Below are 16,423 nucleotides of genomic sequence, written 5' to 3'. Positions count from 1 at the left end.
GCCGCGCAACGCGGCGCGCGTTACTCCCGGATCAGGAACGCGGTGCGGTCGCGCCCGACGATCCAGGCGGGTGCGCGGCCGCGCCCGCTCCATGTCGCACCGGTTGCCGGGTCGCGATACTTCACGCCGACGGTGAACAGCTTCGCGCGATCGCTGTAACCCTGCCCGAAGATTTCCCGCGCGGTCAGCGCGTAGCCTGTGACGAGTTCTCGTACCTGCGCCAGCACCGCATTGCGTTCGCGGCTCCGTGCCGCCTTGATGCGCCGATCGAGTTCCGCAAGCTGGGCTTGCAGTGTCTGCACTTGATGCATGCGTCCGTTATCCCGTAGCTGAATTTTGATTATTGGCGACGCGTGACGAACCGCACGTCGGCACGCCCGGCCTTGGCGTGCCGACTCGGCCGGTGGCGATTGCGTGCTGCCTGTGCCGGCCTGCGGACAAAGCGTATGCGGCGCGAGTCGCCGGGAACCCGGTGAGATTAAGTGGCGGCGTGCGGTTTTTCTATCGGACGTATCTGATTTTTCGGCGGAATTTGCAGGCAACGGGGGCGACGGGGCGGGCGGTTGCCGTTTGTCACAGATCGGGAAAGCCCGATCGTCCTTGCGTGAGGTCGAACAACTCGGTTCGCGCGTTGGCGTTGGCGGTCTCGGGCAGCTTGATCACGAGCTTGACCGTCATCCCGTAAGCGCTGTCCACCAGTTCATAACCCGCCTGTTCGATCCAGCGGCGCACGCGCGCCTCCTCGGGATAGCCGATCTCGATCGCGAGCCGCGTGTAGCGGATGCGCTCGATGCGCTCGGCATCGAGCAGCGCCGACGCGATTGCATCGGTGTACGCGCGTACCAAGCCGCCTGCGCCGAGCTTCACGCCGCCGTAGTAACGCACGACCGCGCCGAGCACGCCGTCGAGATCGTGATGGCGCAGTACTTCCAGGATCGGGCGGCCCGCCGTGCCCGACGGCTCGCCGTCGTCCGACATCCCCGATTGGCCGCCTGCCAGCAATGCCCAGCACACATGCGTGGCCGTCGGGTGTTCTTCGCGCAGGCGCTGCAGTGCCTGCATCGCGGCGTCGCGGTCGTCGACGGGAATCGCGTACGCGATGAAGCGGCTCTTGCGGATCTCGAGTTCGCGGATGTAAGTGGTGGCGAGCGAGTACATCATGCGTCGCGACGGGGAAAGTGTAAGGAAATCAAGATGATGGCGGCGGGTCGGTTCTTTTGGTGCTGGCCCGGGCAGGCATGGGGCGGCTGCATGGGCGGGATGAAGACGGAATTTTACCGTGGCGCGTGTCGAAGCCTTTCGATGCCGTCAGGGCGCGACCCGGGAGAAATGTTGCAGCCCGGTCACGACTGCCGTGACGCGGTGGATCCAGGATCGGCATGAAGGGCATAGAGCTCGGACACGCTTACCGCCTTGCGACTGCTGTGTTCAACCGATCCTTCTTTGGTCCACAGGAACGGATAAAAGCTGAAGCCTTGATCCGTCGCCAGATGCTGGACCTCAGCTTGCCAGCCCGGCCAGCGCAGGCTCGCATAGAAGTCATCCAGGTTCTCGCTGAGTGACCACTGTACGAAGTCGCTGTATCCGATCTCGAGGGGCTCCCATCCCAAGGTGTCGGGTGCAAGGTAGTACACCGAACCCGTGTCGTCGCCGAGTGCGCCGCCGTTCAATGCGAAGAATCCACCGACGGCGTCGTCCGCAATCAACAGGAAATCGGACGATCGCCCGTTATTCCAGCCGACGATGTCTCTGGGCAGCCTCGGATGGCCCGAGCCGAGCAGACGAAGGTAGCCGCCGTCCACCAAGACGCCGCCGGTCGAATAAGCGATTGTTCCCAAGGTCGATCGGGTGGATACCTGAAGTGCGGACAGAACGTCGCCACACCGATCGGATGCGGGCAGTATTTCGCAGCGGTGACCGGCTGCCGCAGCCCACTCGACTAAAGTCGGGAGCGCCGACTCGCGTTCGTTGATCAGCTCGTCCAGCGGACGCATCCTTTTCCTCCGGGTTGTTCAAGCGCGACCTCACCGCACGCCGACCGACGACCGCAGCGCGGCGCCCAGCGTGCGCAGCGCTTGCCTGGCCCGTGCATCGGTCAGGTTCGAGTAGAGCACCACGTCGCGCGTCGGCAAGGGCGGCAGCCCGTATCGCGCGCCCACGTCGATCGTCCCGACGGGTGCCACGCGATGCCCGAGCGCGGCGACGGCCAGTCCTGCGGACACCGCCGCACCGATCGTCGCCACGCCGCCGCCGACGAATACTTCCGTCCACGCGACACCGCCTTCGTCCAGCGCGCCGATCGCCATGCGGCGTACGCTGCATGGCTCGGCCTGCGTCGCGAGCCGCAGCGGTTGCGGCGGATGGTACTCGAAATCGGTCGCGGCCATCCAGCCGAACGACTCCGACAAGAGGGTTTCGCCGTCAAGCCGCCGGCTGTCGTGCTGTAGCGCGACGGCGGCGTCGAGCTGGCCGCGGTCGAACGCGTCGAGCACGTCGCGCGATGCCGCGACCCGGATCTCCAGCACGAGCCCCGGTTCCGCTTCGCTCATGCGCCGAAGCAGCATCGGCAAATCGGCGCCGACGACGTGATGGCTCACGCCGATCACCAGCCGCCGCTGGCCGGCGCCGAACGCGCCGATCGCGCCCTGGTGAGCGGCCACGAGCTCGCGCGCGGGTTCCAGGAACGCGGTGCCGTCGGCCGACAGGCGAACCTGCCGCGGCGTGCGTTCCAGCAGGCGGCGGCCGAGGCCGTCTTCAAGCCGCTTGATCTTCAGGCTCACCGCGGACTGCGTCGTGTCCATCGCCTCGGCCGCCCGCGTGAAGCTCTTGAGGTCGGCGGTCAGTACGAATGCCTGCACGGCTTCGATGTCGAGTGTTTTCATCGCGGCCTCATCCATTTCAGAAATGAATCATTGAAATATTCTGCCATCGTCTTTTCAAATGATTCAAGGTCTTCTACGCTGTTTTCAAGCCGTTCGGAATCTCCCTTTCCAATCCCAGGAGTCGATCATGCTGACCGCGTACTACGTGCACCGCCTGCCGGCGGACTACGACCTCGACATCATCCGCAATCGCGTGCGCGAGCGCGGCAGGCTCTGGGACGACACGCCGGATCTGGTGTTCAAGGGGTTCCTGCTGCGCGAGGCGGGCCGCTACGGTGCGACGGAAAACGGCTACGCATCGCTTTATCTGTGGCGCAATGAACAGGCGTTCGCCCGGTTCGTCACGGACGGCCGCTATCGGGTCGTGACGGACAGCTTCGGACGCGCGCCGATCGACGTGCAGGTCGCGCTCGACGCGCGCAAGGGCAGTGCGTCGACGGGACGCTTTGTGCGACTGGAAGCCGTCGATATTCCGGCGGATGCAGACCTCGATGCGACGCTGGCACAGGAGGTCGCACGCAATCGCGAAGTGGCGGCGCGGCAGGGTACGGTCGCGGCGGCCGTCAGCCTCGATCCGCTGCGCTGGCGGCTGACGCGAGTACTCGTCTCGGAGCACGAGCCGGACAACGGCGGCGCGGGCACGGTATACCAGGTCCTGCATCTGGCCCGGCCGTTGCTCGATACGCTTGAAGGGAGCGGGGTGTGATGGCCGGCGTCGCACCGAGCCGGCGGCACGGTCGGTCGGCGCCGCACGGCGCGCCGACGGTACGTTTGCCTGCCGGGCTTGCGCTGGCCGCGCATCTGGCTGGCGTGGCTGCAGCGATGGGCGCAATTGCAGCGTTGGCGACGTCGCTGGCTTTGCTGCTCAGGTAACGGTTGGCAACAGTAGGGCGATTCCAGGTGCGTCGTAGATGAGTCCGGCGCGTCTCCTGTCTCATGAGTTAGTGCGTACGCCCCGCACATGACCTGCTCGGCGCTCACGGACTATCAAAGGCGTTTGGTTTCGCTACAAGCTGATATCTCGCGACGATGCATCGACTATCCGGCGTTGTTTCTCAGGCAGCAGTGGCCTCTCAAATATTTTTCTGAAGTGCGGCGTCAAACCTGACCTTGCAATTCTATTAGGTGTTTTTTGAGATGATCTTTGCGGCTAGCATCCAACGCACTGCTGACAGCAATGCTGTCGAGTGCTCTGTGCGGAATCTGGATTGCGCTTGCCATGAACCCTCATCTCCTTGATGCCTACAATCGGGAATTGCTCTATTTCAACGAGCTAATGGAGGAGTTTGTCCATGCGCATCCCAAAATTGCGCGTCGTCTGGGCATGCATGCCGGTGAGATTGCCGATCCATTTGTCGAGCGTCTGGTGCAGGCAGCGAGTTTTACAACCGCTCGACTGCAATTGAAGCTGGATGCCGAATTTCCCCTGCTGACCAGCCGGCTACTCGAAACCATCTATCCGAACTACGTCGCCCCGACGCCTTCGATTGCGGTGGCGCGTCTCTATCCCAATGAGCAGGAGGGCAATTTGCTCGAGGGATTTTGCGTACCGCGTGACACGGAGTTCGCGAGCCGCGTCCCGGACGGCGAACGCACGTCCTGCACCTTCCGTAGCGGTCTGGATGTGATGTTGTATCCGTTGGAGATCGTTTCGGCGAGGTTGATAGGGGTTCCACCGGATATTCCATCGATAGAACGGTATAGCGTCGCACACAAGCCCGTTCGCGGGGCGCTGCGTCTCAGGCTCCGGACTACGGGCGAAGCGCGATTCGAAGAGTTGCGCGGCCTGGATCGATTGCCCGTCTATCTGGCAGGCGACGAAGGCGTCGCTTCACGGCTGTTCGAGTTGATCCATGCCGGCGCTGTGGCAACCGTGACCGGAGTGCCGGACCGCTTCGCTGATCCGAATCAAGCACGCGGGATTGTGTCCGCTCAGGCGGTCGAATACACCGGGCTGGCTACCGACGAGAGTCTGCTGCCGTTGGCCGGGGCGAAGTTTCACGGCCATAACCTGCTGCACGAATATGCGGCGTGCCCCGCGCGCTTCTGGTTTTTCGCGCTGGCGGGTCTGAATGCGGGATTGCGACACGTGACCGGTCGTGAAGCAGAAATCGTCATATTGCTGGATCGCTTCGACAGTGCACTGGCCGAGCACGTCGACGCATCCCGCTTTGCACTCTTCTGTACACCGGTCATCAACCTGTTTCGTCGCAAGACCGATCCTGCCGAGATTCCGTGCACGGGCGGCGAAATCCTGTTGCAACCCGACAGGCAGAACGGTTCGGACTATGAGGTGTTCGCGGTGGAAGCGCTGCACGGCTTTGTGAGCAAAGGTGCGGCATCGCTCGAGTTCCGGCCGCTGTACCGGGCGCTGACGAACGATGAAAACAATCACGGGCGCTACTTCACGACGCGCCGCGAGCACGGAAGGGCGAAGGCGTCATATCGTCGCTATGGTGCTCGTACCACGTACGTCGGGACGGATTTTTTCGTTTCGTTGGTCGATCAAAATGAGCAGTCCTATCCACAGATCATGAAATATCTGGCGGTAGATGCGTGGCTGACGAACTGCGATCTGCCGAGCCTGCTGGCGCCCAATGGCGTCACGGATCTGACTATCGGGATCAGTGCCCCGTTAAGCAGTGCGGGGCTCATTCGTGCACCAAGCCCGGCACGCGCGCCGCTTGCTCAGCGGGACATCGCATGGCGGCTGATCGGCCAGTTGAATCTCGGCTACGGCACCTTGGAGGCTGGTGACGGGAGCGGACTGCGCGACATCCTTGCTTTGTTCGCTGCTGACGACGATGTGCGCTACCGCCGCCAGATCGACAGCCTGATCCGCGTAGATGCGCATCCCGTGACGAAGAAACTACCCGGCCAGAATCAGTTGCGATTCGGTCGAGGCATCGAGTGCGTGCTGACGGTGGATGAAACCGGCTTCGATGGCATGAGCCCCTATCTCTTCGGGGTGATCCTCGAGCATTACCTGGCGCGCCACGTTTCGACACATTCTTTTACTCAATCCGTGTTGCGTTCGACGCAGCGCGGCGAGTTGATGCGCTGGCCGATTCGAACAGGGACGCGCAGCGCACTCTGACTCACGGAGGAATGCAGTTCATGCAGTCGGTAACACAGAACAACAATCAAACGCACGAGGGCCAGCGAACATGTTGAATTTCAAGACGAACCGGACGTTCTCGGTCAGCGGGCCCGCGCTGCCGGAGCTGGAAGGCATCGCGTCGGTGCTGCACCTCAGCGCGATCCAGGGTACGGAGCAACTCTCGACGCTGTACGCGTACGAGCTATGGCTGACGACGCCAGCCGATCCGTTGCTGCCGGTCGACCTGCTGACCAACCTTGATCTCAAGGCGATGCTCGGCAAGGAACTGACCGTCACGATCCAGCTCGACGGGATGGGCAGCTTTGTCGCGGGAATGGCCGGGCAAGTGGGAGCCGCCCACCTGGGTGCCGGCGCACGAGAAATCAGCGGCGTCGTGACGGCGGCAAGCTATGTGGACCAACTGAATCGACAGTCGCGTTACCGGGTCGTGCTGGAACCCTGGTTTGCACTGGCGCGGGAGCGGACCGATTACCGCATCTTCCAGCGCAAGAGCGTGCTGGACATTCTGCGCGAGGTGTTCGGTTCTTATCTTTACTCGTTCGAGATGCGCGTTGGCCGGACGTACAAACCGCTGCGCTATCAAGTCCAGTATGGCGAATCAGATTTCGCATTCGCCCAGCGATTGATGGAAGAACACGGCATCACGTGGTTCTTCGAACACTCGCAAGGCGTGCATCGACTGGTACTAGTCGATGGTCCAGGCGCCCATCGAGCCGTGGAAAGCATTGCCTATCAGACGCTCGCCTACTACCCGCCCGGCCAGAAGATCGACCGGGAGCACGTCGACCACTTCGAAGCGACGGAGCGCCTGCAGTCGGGCGTGTGGACCACCGACGATTTCGACTTCGAGAAACCGGGCGCGACCTTGACCGCGCAGAACCGCCTGCCGCGCGACACGGCGCACAATCAGTTCGAACGTTACGAATGGCCGGGCGACTATACGGAAACGGAGGATGGCCGCGCATTCGCATTGGTGCGGATGGAAGAGATTCACGCACAGGGCGAGCGCGCGAAAGGCGAGGGCAACTTGCGCAACGTGGTGTGCGGCACGACGTTTGCGTTGGCTGGCCATCCGATGGCTAGCGCCAACCGCGAGTATCTGGTGATCGCGTCGGAGCTGGATGTGACGGAGACGGGAGAAACGACCGGATTCTCGGCCTACGCGATTCGCAGCAAGTTTGTCGTCCAGCCCTCGACCACGGTATTCCGCCCCCTGCGCACGATCAGGAAGCCCCGCACGCGCGGCCCGCAAACGGCGATCGTGACCGGCCCGGCGGGCGCTGAGATCTGGACCAACAAGAACGGCGAGGTGACGCTCAAGTTCCACTGGGACCGCTCCGACGTGAAGGACCAGAACTCGTCCTGCTGGGTGCGGGTGTCGTATCCGTGGGCCGGCAGCAACTTCGGCGGCATCCATATTCCGCGGGTGGGCACCGAGGTCATCGTCGATTTCGAGAACGGTGACCCGGATCGCCCGATCGTGACGGGGCGCGTCTACAACGCGATGACGATGCCACCGTGGACGTTGCCGGCGAACGCGACGCAAAGCGGGATCCTGACGCGCTCGACCAAGGGGGGGGATACGGCCACGCCAATGCGATCCGCTTCGAAGACAAGAAAGGGGCGGAGCAGGTCTGGATCCAGGCCGAGCGTAATCTGGATGCGGTGATCGAAGCCGACGAAACCCACACGGTTGGACACGATCGCACGAAGCGGATCGGCCACGATGAAACCGACCAGATCGGACGTCACTGGACACTGTCGACCGGCGGCTACAAGTTCGAGACGGTGACGCTCGCATCGGTGAAGAGCGTGGGCATGGGGGCGATGCTCAACGTCGGGATGGCGTACAACGTCAACGTTGGCGGGCTGTACCTGCGTAACGTCGGGCTGCATATGGCCAGCACGGTCGGCCAGAGCCGGACCGACCGCGTCGTGCAGGACTGGACGGCGGATGTCGGGCACACCTACACGGTGACCGTGCGCGGCAAGGCGGTGGGCGATGCAGTGAGCGCCGATCAGGCGAATCCGATCGCGCCGTCACCCGACTTCGCGCCGCAACTGCCCGCGCCGGTGTCGAGTTCGAACGCCAATCAGTTGCGCATTGCGGATACGGGTGAAAGCAGCCTGTCGGGGGCGAAACAGGCGCAACTGACGGGCCCGGGCGGGACGGTTACGATCGACGAGTCCGGCATTCACCTAAAAGGCACGGCGATTTACTTGCAGGCGCCGACGATCAGCATGACGAATGGCGATGCCAGCGGCCTCGCACCGGTGACCGAAGCCGATTGCGCGGAATGCGCGAAGAAGACGGTCAGTGCGAACCCGGTCGATCTGGCGACGGGGCAGAAGGTGCTGTCGCACACGGACTTTACGCTGCCGGGCCGGGTATCGATTCACTGGAGCCGGAGCTACCGCAGCGCAGACCAGCGCCACGGCAGTCTGGGCGTGGCGTGGAAGCTGCCGTATGCGACGGAAGTACGCACGAGTTCGACTGGATTGATCTACTTCGATGCGGACGGGCGACAGTTGCGGTTTCCGCCGCTGAGCCCCGGTGAAGAACACTTCCATCCGATTGAGAAGCTCACGCTGGCGCGTGGTGACGACAACGCCTCGGGTGCCACTTACATGCTGCGATTCGGCAATGGTGTCGAAGAGCATTATGGTCGTCACCCGGTCGACGAGACCCGATGGCAATTGCACCGCATCGGCACACGCGACGGGCAGAGCCTGACGCTCGGCTATACGGCACAGGGCTGGTTGGAAACGGTCCGCAACAATCGCCACACCTTGCGCTGCGAACTGGACGAGGCTGGCCGGATCACGTCCGTGTTGCTCGACCAGGGCTTCGGGAATCAGCCGCTGCACCTGACGAGCTACGTCTACGACGCGCAAGGCGATCTAATCGAGGCCACCGACCGCGAAAACCTGACGTGGAGGTATGGCTATGACCACCATTTGCTGACAACGTACCGTACGCCGGCGGGCGCGACGCACGTGTCGGAATGGAGCGACGATACGCCGAACGCGTACTGCCTGCGGACCTACGCGCATACCGAAAACGCCGACGGGCAGCGCGCCATCACGCGCGAGACGCGCTTCGATTACCTGCCGTCGCTGCGCGTGACACGCGTGACGGACGGCCTGGGGCATACGACCGAGTACCACTACAACGGCTTGTGGGCGATCGAGAAGATCGTGCATCCGGACGGCAGCCTCGAGCAGACGCATTTCGACGAGACGGGGAGCGTGGCCGGCTACACGGATGCGCTGGGCCGGACGACGCGGATGGTGAACGATGCGCGGGGCAATCCGACGTCGATCATCGATCCGGCCGGACAGGTCACGCGCATCAGCTATAACGACCGGAACCTGCCTGAGCAGATCACTGACCCGGCCGGGCAGGTCTGGCAGCGCGGCTACGACGCGCAAGGTCACCTGACGAGCGAAACCGATCCGCTCGGGAATGTAACGGGTTACGCGTACGAGAACGGCTTGCCGGTTGCCCGCACCGATGCACTGGGTAACGTGACGAAAATGCAGTGGGACGAAGCGGGGCAACTCGTCGCGCGTACCGATTGCTCGGGACAGACGACTACGTACCAATATGATCAATTCGGCCAGTTGACCGAGACGATCGACGCGCTGGGTCAGGTCAGTCGCCACAGCGGCAGCTTGTCGGCTCGCATGACGGCGGTGCAGCCGTCCGGTATGGGCTGGTGGAAGGTCGAATACGATCAAGCAGGCCGGGCGATCGCGCATACGGATCCGCTCAAGCGCGTGACGCGGGTGGACTGGGATGGCTACGGGCAGCGAACCCGAATCGTCGATCCTGCGGAGGGGGCGCAGCAGTTCCTGTATGACGTGATCGGCCGTCTGACGACGCTGACCAATGCGAATCAGGAAGCGACGACGTTCCGCTACGACAGCCGGAACCGGTTGATCGAACAGACAGGCTTCGACGGCCGCCGGCAAAGCTACCGGTACAACGCGGCAGGGGAACTGGTCGAACGCATCGATCATGGCCAGGATGGGCAGATCACCACGCATGTGACGTATGACGTGCTTGGCCGGCCGGTGGAGCGGCGGTCAAGTGACGGGAGTCAGGCCAGTTATCGGTACGACGCGCGGGGGTTGCTTACGCAGGCTCAGGCGGTCTCGCCAGGCCGGGCCCCGGTGCAAGTGACTTATGAATACGACCCAGCCGGGCGCCGCACGGCAGAGGTGCAGGCGCATCACGGACGCGTCTGGCGACTGACGCACGGGGTGGATGCGATCGGGAATCGCGACTGGACGAACGTACCGGACGTCGGTTCGCTGGTGTGGCAGCGCTATGGCTCGGGGCATGTGCATGGTGTTCTGCTGGACGAGCATCCGCTGGCGAGTTTCGAGCGGGATGGACTGCATCGCGAGATCAAGCGTACGCAAGGCCCTGCGTCACACCACTTCGGGTATGGCGCGAATGGTCTGTTGGCCACGCATCGGTGGCAGAACCTCGACGAGCGGGGGCGGTCGCTGGAGAGGCCGCGGCCGTGGCGCGCGTGGGAGTACGACGCGGCGGGCCAACTGACGACATTGGACGATGCGTGGCGGGACAAGAAGACCTATCGGCACGACGCGCTGTCGCGGCTGACACACGTGACGGCAGCAAGTGGGGCAGAAGCGTTTCATTACGATCCGGCGGGGAACCTGCTGGGCGCTGCGCCGAGCTTGAACGACGTGCAGGCATGGAAGGCGAGCGGAGACCGCTTGCTACGGTTTGCACCGCAGACGCGCCCGGACCGTCCGGTGGATTTTACGTATGACGGGCACGGCAACCGCGTCGCGCGGACGGTACCGTTGCCGCCGAAGCCGGAATTGACGGCGGCGGAACAGCGTAGCCAGCGTGGGACGGACAATCTGCTGCGCGTGATGGAAGTGCTGACGGCGACGCCGAAGTATGAGGAGCCGGAAGCGCATCCGGAGGTGACGCGATATCGGTACGACGGCAGCCATCAGTTGATCGCGATTGAGCATGCAGATGGCGCGAGAAGCGAGTACGAATATGACGCACTCGGACGGCGGGTGGCAAAGCATCATACGCAGGCGGGCGGCGCACGGCAGACGACGCTGTTCATGTGGAACGGCGATTGGATGATGCAGGAGGTCCGGACGGGGCGCACGTCGCATGAGGACATCGCCGTGACATACGTACCGCATCCGGATCATGAGGGGCCATTGACGCGGCTGGCGGATGGGCAGGCGTGGCACTACGTGACGGATCACCTGGGAACGCCACAGGAGTTGTACGACGAACAGCGCGAGGTGGTGTGGGCGGCGGATTTGAGTGCGTATGGATGGTCAGCCCGGACGCTGGCGGATGACGTTGACAATCCGATACGGTTTCCGGGGCAGTACTACGACCGGGAATCGGGGCTGCACTACAACCGGTTCCGGTACTACGATCCTCAGGCGGGGCGGTACATTAATCAGGATCCGATTGGGTTAAGGGGCGGGACAAATCGCTATTCATATGTTGATGGTGACCCCGTCGCGTACACTGACTTTGCCGGTCTGCAAAAATTCCCTGCAGATAGTGCGCACTGTGTTGCGCTCCGCAAAAAAATGCAGAACTTTCGAAATGATCTCGACGACAGATGGGCAGATTTCGCTGCAGATCACCAAAACCTTCCTCAGCGAATCGGGCCAGGCGAACTCCCAAGCATGACCCGGCGCGGGCACATGAAGCTGATTAACGATCGAGATAGTCGGCTCAGACAATTAGAGCGACGCTATATGAGCGAATGTGAGGATGAGCCGCCGGCTCCCTCGGCTCCTGTCGTGGAGGCAGAGAATGCATGCAAAGTCGCAGCAGGTGCTGGGGCGGCCTATGCAGCGTATCGGGTAATTCGCTTGCTGCCTTCGCTGCTACCAGCAGCGTGGTGGACAATTCCTGCTAACCTTGCTGCCCCTTAAATTGAGAGGTATTGGCGTCGGGTGCTACATATTGGCAATCAACGATATATCGAGGTTATCCATGAAGGTGGGAAAGATAATTGATGAAATAAAGCGGTCGGTGCAGTCTAGAAACAGAAAGGCTTTGCAAATAGCCTTGGCTGATTTAGACGATTGCCAGTTGCTTGAGAGTACTATAGAGCCGAAAATTTTTGACGTGTACGTGTGGTTGCTATCGGATGAAAGTGCAATTTCCGCGCCCGGTGTTGATAAGATTTTCGTGAATTTTACTGGGGATATTCAAAAATATTCCCGCGAGCAGATTTATAAGATAATTTTGGCCATTGATGCGAGTAGGATTTCCTATAAGTCACAGGCTTTAAGAATGGCTGCGGCTGACTTTGTGGCACGAAATGGTGAGGTGGGAGAGGCGTTTGGCGTTCTTGAAAAGTGGGCTGGCGCAAGTGATGATATATCGCGCCAAATGGCGCGGGCAGGGTTCGATATATTGCTGGCTGGCTCTCGTATTTGTGACATTGAGACGAGAAAAAAGGCAGAAATGTTGAGAGATAATCTCATGCGCGGGTAGTTATTATTGCGGGCGAGATAAGACTGAGTGATGCAGGAGGCGTGGATAGGACGCACGTTACATGAGAACAAAGCGCTGATGTATGTGCTGCCCTCGGATCATGAAGGGCCACTGACGCGACTGGCGGAGGACAGGCGTGGCACGACGTGACGGATCACCTGGGCACGCCGCAGAAACTGTACGACGAACAGCGCGAGGTGGTGTGAGCGGCGGATTTAAGCGCGTATGGACGTGTGACCCGGAGACTGGCGCATGCCGTTGACAATCCGATACGGTTTCCGGGGCAATACTACGATCGGGAGTCGGGGCTGCACTACAACCGATTCCGGTACTGCGATCCTCAAGTGGGGCGGTATATCAATCAGGATCCGATTGGGTTAAAGGGTGGGGCAAATAGCTATGTATATGCTCACAATCCAGTTACTTTAAGTGATCCATTAGGATTGCAGTCAACCGGGCCTGTGCTGTTGGGAATGGGAAATCTATATCGATCAGAGGTGACTCTTCCGTCTGTGTTGCTAGTGCAAAATTCTGACCTGGCGGGTACGCTTAACAATATAACAAATCTTCCTTTTCCATCTGATGTGCTTCCGCCGGGGCAATCGGTGGGAGTGAATTTTCCTTGGCAGGAGCCGGAGATGTACTGTGCTTCTGGGTATTACGAGGATGAAGTATTTCCGAATAACAAGGCAACCGACGATTCAAAGTTGACTTGCAAAGCGAGGGCGCAAAGCTTGACGCAGCGGTTTTCGGTAAGAGGGGCTGATAGAGGAAATTTTGTTTGTACGAGAAAGGCTTTGAGATGAAAAAAATAATGAAGGCGATTATTTATATTTTTTTTGTTGCTTTAGTTGTGTTGTTCGTTTTGGCGAAATGTAGTGAGCCAAGTATAAATGAGCGACAGAATCAATGCCTCAAGGCTTGTGGCGATCGCGGTATGTTTGGAGTTTTGGAGGCACCTTTCCCAAATTCGACTAGAAACACCGCGGCAAATTACACGTGCAAGTGTTATTGAGTGTGGTCGTGAGGGTCCGTGATACGACTGTTAGACGGGACGCTTGCTACGTAGCAGATAAACTGGAGATGCCGGAGGGGCTGTACGACGAACAGCGAGATCTGACGAGCAAACCGTGATGGTGAAAGAGAAGATAATTTCTCTAAGATTGATTGGGAGTTCTCGATGGCGTATTGGATCTGGATTGCGTTAATCGAGGCGAAGTGAATGGCGGAGAAGGGCACAAAAGAAAAAAGCTTTGTGCGAAATCAACCCATCACGTTCAGTGTCGGTGTCGGGCACCCAACGGGGATCAAATCATTCCTACGAGATGATATATGAATACTTCAAATTCTGAGATACTTCTTAGGGCTGAGGATGCATTAAATTATGGCAACACCCGAAAGGCTATGAAGCTGCTGAGGCCGCTGATTGAGAAAGATGATCCGGCGGCATTATTTCTGTATTCGCATTTCTGTATTTCTGCTTCAGAGACCGAGGTGGAGTTTGATGAGCGTCGTATGGGGATACTGCATTTATTGAATGATCTTGAGTACGCGCCGGCGGTCTATGAATTGGGGGCTTGCTATGAAATAGGGGATTTGGTTGAGCAAGATCGAATTATTTCATCTGCTTTATATAAAAAGGCGGCAGAGCTTGGGTACTCAAAAGCGAAATTGAGTTATGGATTGGATTTGTACCACGGATCAAATGGTATAGAAAAAAACAGGGTGCTCGGCCTGACATTCATAAGGCAGGCTATGGATGAGAATGTTGACGGTGCAGAAGCAGAATGGAGTGAGTTAAAAGGGACGTAGCCGCGTTGGAACCCTGGTGGTATCCAAGGCAGTACTGCGATCAGGAATCGGGGCTGCATTACAACCGATTCCGGTAATACGATCCTCCGGTGGGCAGGTACATAAATCAGGATCTGATTGGGTTTGATGGTGGAATCAATTTTTACAGTTATGAATGCAACGCACCTAATATTGCTTACGACCGGAAAGACCTATTTGTTCCCTTGATTGCTGCTGCGGCATTTTTGGGAAGAGGCGTGCTGGGTGGGGTCGTAGAAATTGGCATGCAGGGGGTGAGGTAAATATTTTGGCAAATGAAAGATAATTGGGTTGATGGGCGTCAGTTGACCGATATTGACTGGGATTGCGTAAAGATTGATTGGTCTGATGTAGTTGTTTTGGCTGCGGTCGGGACAGTGGCTCCTGGTTTAGGCGCAACCAGAAAGAGTGTGACTAGATCCATAAAGGCTATCAAAAATCTATCAGGCCAGGCGGCTAATGCAGCAAATCGTGCTGCAAAATTGAAGTCGCGAATAGATATTAAAAAGACGTCGATCAAGCGAGATTTGATTGTGCAGGGGGCGTGGCAGGGAGTGAAGCAAGGTGCAAAGTGTGTTTTTGGTGAGAGGAAAAAATGCGAAGAATAGATAGAGCTTGGCTTTACATTTTATTCTTTATTCCGTTCGCGTTTTTTTATGAGCCAGTGAAGAAATGTCTGGGCGGAGGCGTGTTATTTATTATGTGCTCCGTAATTTATCTGTGTGTCTGTTCTGCTTTGGCTGTTTTTTTTTTGGAAAACCCCGAGGGCGCAAATAGCGTCATGCTTTTCAAGGTGTGAAATTGGACAACTATTTTTGAGGTGTATCTGAATGCCAGCTTCCGTCGCAACTCTCGGCACATTGACCACTCATGGCGGCGTCGTCACATCAGCCAGCGCGGGCGTCGCAATCAACGGACGTCCCGCAGCATGCGTAGGCGATTCCGTGTCGTGCCCATTGCATGGTCCGGGTGTCATTACCAAAGGTGGTTCCGGCACAATCAACGGCCGTCAAATTGCTCATCATGGCAGTGACACGAGTTGCGGTGGAACGCTGATCGTGTCCGATGCTGGTCCTACGGTTTGACAGTTTCTACATTGAGCGCAATGAGTCGAATTTTGAATTCACCCGAGCATGACCCGACCCAGTAGCCCACCCAAGATCGTGTCGGCTCGAAGCGCGCTGGCACCACCGCGACAACCGAACGGTATCTTTCTCTCTGGCAAGAGTACAAGGCAGCGTCCCAACACACGCCGTAGTCGTCCGTTGGGACCGATTTCGCCGCCCGAGGACGAGCAAACCAGGCTGGCTGCGGTACTGGGGCACCGCAATGCTCTGCTGGAGGCAAGCAGGGTGCTGCTTCGAGCGCTGGTGGATATGCCGGAGCTAATCGGCATCGGCCATGACGAACGCTTGCGCGACCTGCTGATGGACGAAGTTCGCGTGTACGAGCGCCTTTGTGTGCGGGCCAACGTCTGCAGCGAACACATGATCGGCGCACGATATTGCCTGTGTACGGCGCTGGACGAGGCCGCAATGCGCGTACTTGCATCGCGAGGCGATACGTCGGGGAGTGTCGCATGGGCTGCCGGAGCGCTGACTCAGCGTATTGGAGAAGACAACCAGGGCGGCTCGAAGATCTATGCACTGTCGCTGCGGCTGTTGAAAGACGACGCCGATCACTGGCCATTGCTCGAGGTGATCTACCGGATTTTCAGCCTGGGATTTGAAGGTCGGTATCCACATGGCAGGAAGTTTGGCGTGCACGACCGCATTCAAGAGCGAATCTACAACGCGATTGCCGTGAATCTTCCACCTGTTCCACACGCGCTCTCACCTCAAGCGCAATCTACCGTATCGATTCGACAAACATTCCATTTCGAAATCCCGGTGTGGATGTCTGTGACCTTGCTGTCGGTGACGTTCTGCGCGCTGTATGCCTTCTGCCGTATTGAGTTGGACGTGCAAGCGGACGACGTGCAGCGACAACTCTCCAGCATTGCGCGTTCAGCGACGACGGGCAGTGCGATCGAGCCACCGAGGGCCAGTCCGGCACGGTAGTGCAAGT

15 protein-coding genes and 1 pseudogene are annotated in these 16,423 nt (G+C 59.5%); 11 read left to right on the top strand and 5 right to left on the bottom strand.

Annotated features, from left to right (window positions below):
• Positions 1-20 precede the first annotated feature (20 nt).
• From BCEP18194_RS31920 to BCEP18194_RS31905, 4 genes are all read right to left on the bottom strand, one after another.
• Entirely contained in the window at positions 21-311 is a 291-nt protein-coding gene (locus BCEP18194_RS31920) for an H-NS family nucleoid-associated regulatory protein (RefSeq protein WP_011355435.1), read from the bottom strand.
• 262 nt (positions 312-573) lie between these two features.
• The gene (locus BCEP18194_RS31915; RefSeq protein ID WP_011355434.1) at positions 574-1,161 is read right to left on the bottom strand and encodes an IMPACT family protein; all 588 of its coding nucleotides are present in this window, start codon (positions 1,159-1,161) and stop codon (positions 574-576) included.
• 182 nt (positions 1,162-1,343) lie between these two features.
• Positions 1,344-1,994, bottom strand: a complete 651-nt coding sequence (locus BCEP18194_RS31910; RefSeq protein WP_011355433.1) for a DUF2625 domain-containing protein — start codon at positions 1,992-1,994, stop codon at positions 1,344-1,346.
• 30 nt (positions 1,995-2,024) lie between these two features.
• Positions 2,025-2,882: a LysR family transcriptional regulator gene (locus BCEP18194_RS31905; protein WP_011355432.1), complete on the bottom strand. Its 858-nt coding sequence runs from the start codon at positions 2,880-2,882 to the stop codon at positions 2,025-2,027.
• A 127-nt stretch (positions 2,883-3,009) separates the two neighbouring features.
• Between BCEP18194_RS31905 and BCEP18194_RS31900 the strand changes: the two genes are divergently transcribed.
• The gene (locus BCEP18194_RS31900) at positions 3,010-3,588 is read left to right on the top strand and encodes a DUF4865 family protein (RefSeq protein WP_011355431.1); all 579 of its coding nucleotides are present in this window, start codon (positions 3,010-3,012) and stop codon (positions 3,586-3,588) included.
• 392 nt (positions 3,589-3,980) lie between these two features.
• Here BCEP18194_RS31900 and BCEP18194_RS42330 read toward each other — a convergent pair whose 3' ends face one another.
• Complete coding sequence (locus BCEP18194_RS42330) at positions 3,981-4,103, bottom strand: hypothetical protein (protein WP_279626939.1); 123 nt, start codon at positions 4,101-4,103, stop codon at positions 3,981-3,983.
• On the opposite strand from BCEP18194_RS42330, the gene tssF reads away from it, so the two are divergent.
• The 10 genes and pseudogenes from tssF (at position 4,102) to icmH (ending at position 16,416) form a co-directional block, all read left to right on the top strand.
• Positions 4,102-5,979: a type VI secretion system baseplate subunit TssF gene (gene tssF, locus BCEP18194_RS31895; protein WP_041493598.1), complete on the top strand. Its 1,878-nt coding sequence runs from the start codon at positions 4,102-4,104 to the stop codon at positions 5,977-5,979. The genes BCEP18194_RS42330 and tssF overlap by 2 nt on opposite strands.
• A 70-nt stretch (positions 5,980-6,049) precedes the next feature.
• Positions 6,050-11,559, top strand: a pseudogene (gene tssI, locus BCEP18194_RS42325) (type VI secretion system tip protein TssI/VgrG); the annotation flags it as partial.
• Positions 11,560-11,607: 48 nt separating this feature from the next.
• Positions 11,608-11,958 carry a hypothetical protein gene (locus BCEP18194_RS42400; protein WP_157687495.1) on the top strand — a complete coding sequence of 117 codons (351 nt, stop codon included), beginning with the start codon at positions 11,608-11,610 and terminating at the stop codon, positions 11,956-11,958.
• A gap of 61 nt (positions 11,959-12,019) precedes the next feature.
• The gene (locus BCEP18194_RS31885; protein WP_157687337.1) at positions 12,020-12,526 is read left to right on the top strand and encodes a hypothetical protein; all 507 of its coding nucleotides are present in this window, start codon (positions 12,020-12,022) and stop codon (positions 12,524-12,526) included.
• A 146-nt stretch (positions 12,527-12,672) separates the two neighbouring features.
• Positions 12,673-12,732: an RHS domain-containing protein gene (locus BCEP18194_RS42490; protein ID WP_425266341.1), complete on the top strand. Its 60-nt coding sequence runs from the start codon at positions 12,673-12,675 to the stop codon at positions 12,730-12,732.
• Between the two features lie 27 nt (positions 12,733-12,759).
• On the top strand, positions 12,760-13,332 hold the full coding sequence (locus BCEP18194_RS42315) for an RHS repeat-associated core domain-containing protein (RefSeq protein ID WP_011355427.1): 573 nt from the start codon (positions 12,760-12,762) through the stop codon (positions 13,330-13,332).
• Between the two features lie 526 nt (positions 13,333-13,858).
• A complete protein-coding gene (locus BCEP18194_RS41455) occupies positions 13,859-14,338 on the top strand; it encodes a hypothetical protein (protein ID WP_157687334.1) in 480 nt (159 codons plus the stop codon).
• 293 nt (positions 14,339-14,631) lie between these two features.
• Positions 14,632-14,964: a hypothetical protein gene (locus BCEP18194_RS41450; protein WP_157687331.1), complete on the top strand. Its 333-nt coding sequence runs from the start codon at positions 14,632-14,634 to the stop codon at positions 14,962-14,964.
• 222 nt (positions 14,965-15,186) lie between these two features.
• Positions 15,187-15,441, top strand: a complete 255-nt coding sequence (locus BCEP18194_RS40440; RefSeq protein ID WP_081436682.1) for a PAAR domain-containing protein — start codon at positions 15,187-15,189, stop codon at positions 15,439-15,441.
• Positions 15,442-15,621: 180 nt separating this feature from the next.
• On the top strand, positions 15,622-16,416 hold the full coding sequence (icmH, locus tag BCEP18194_RS31880; protein ID WP_244272995.1) for a type IVB secretion system protein IcmH/DotU: 795 nt from the start codon (positions 15,622-15,624) through the stop codon (positions 16,414-16,416).
• Positions 16,417-16,423 lie beyond the last annotated feature (7 nt).

The organism is Burkholderia lata (assembly GCF_000012945.1).
In the GTDB taxonomy this organism is placed as follows: Bacteria; Pseudomonadota; Gammaproteobacteria; order Burkholderiales; family Burkholderiaceae; genus Burkholderia; species Burkholderia lata.
Note: the sequence above shows the minus strand (reverse complement) of the source record. Positions and strands in the feature narration are given on the sequence as shown.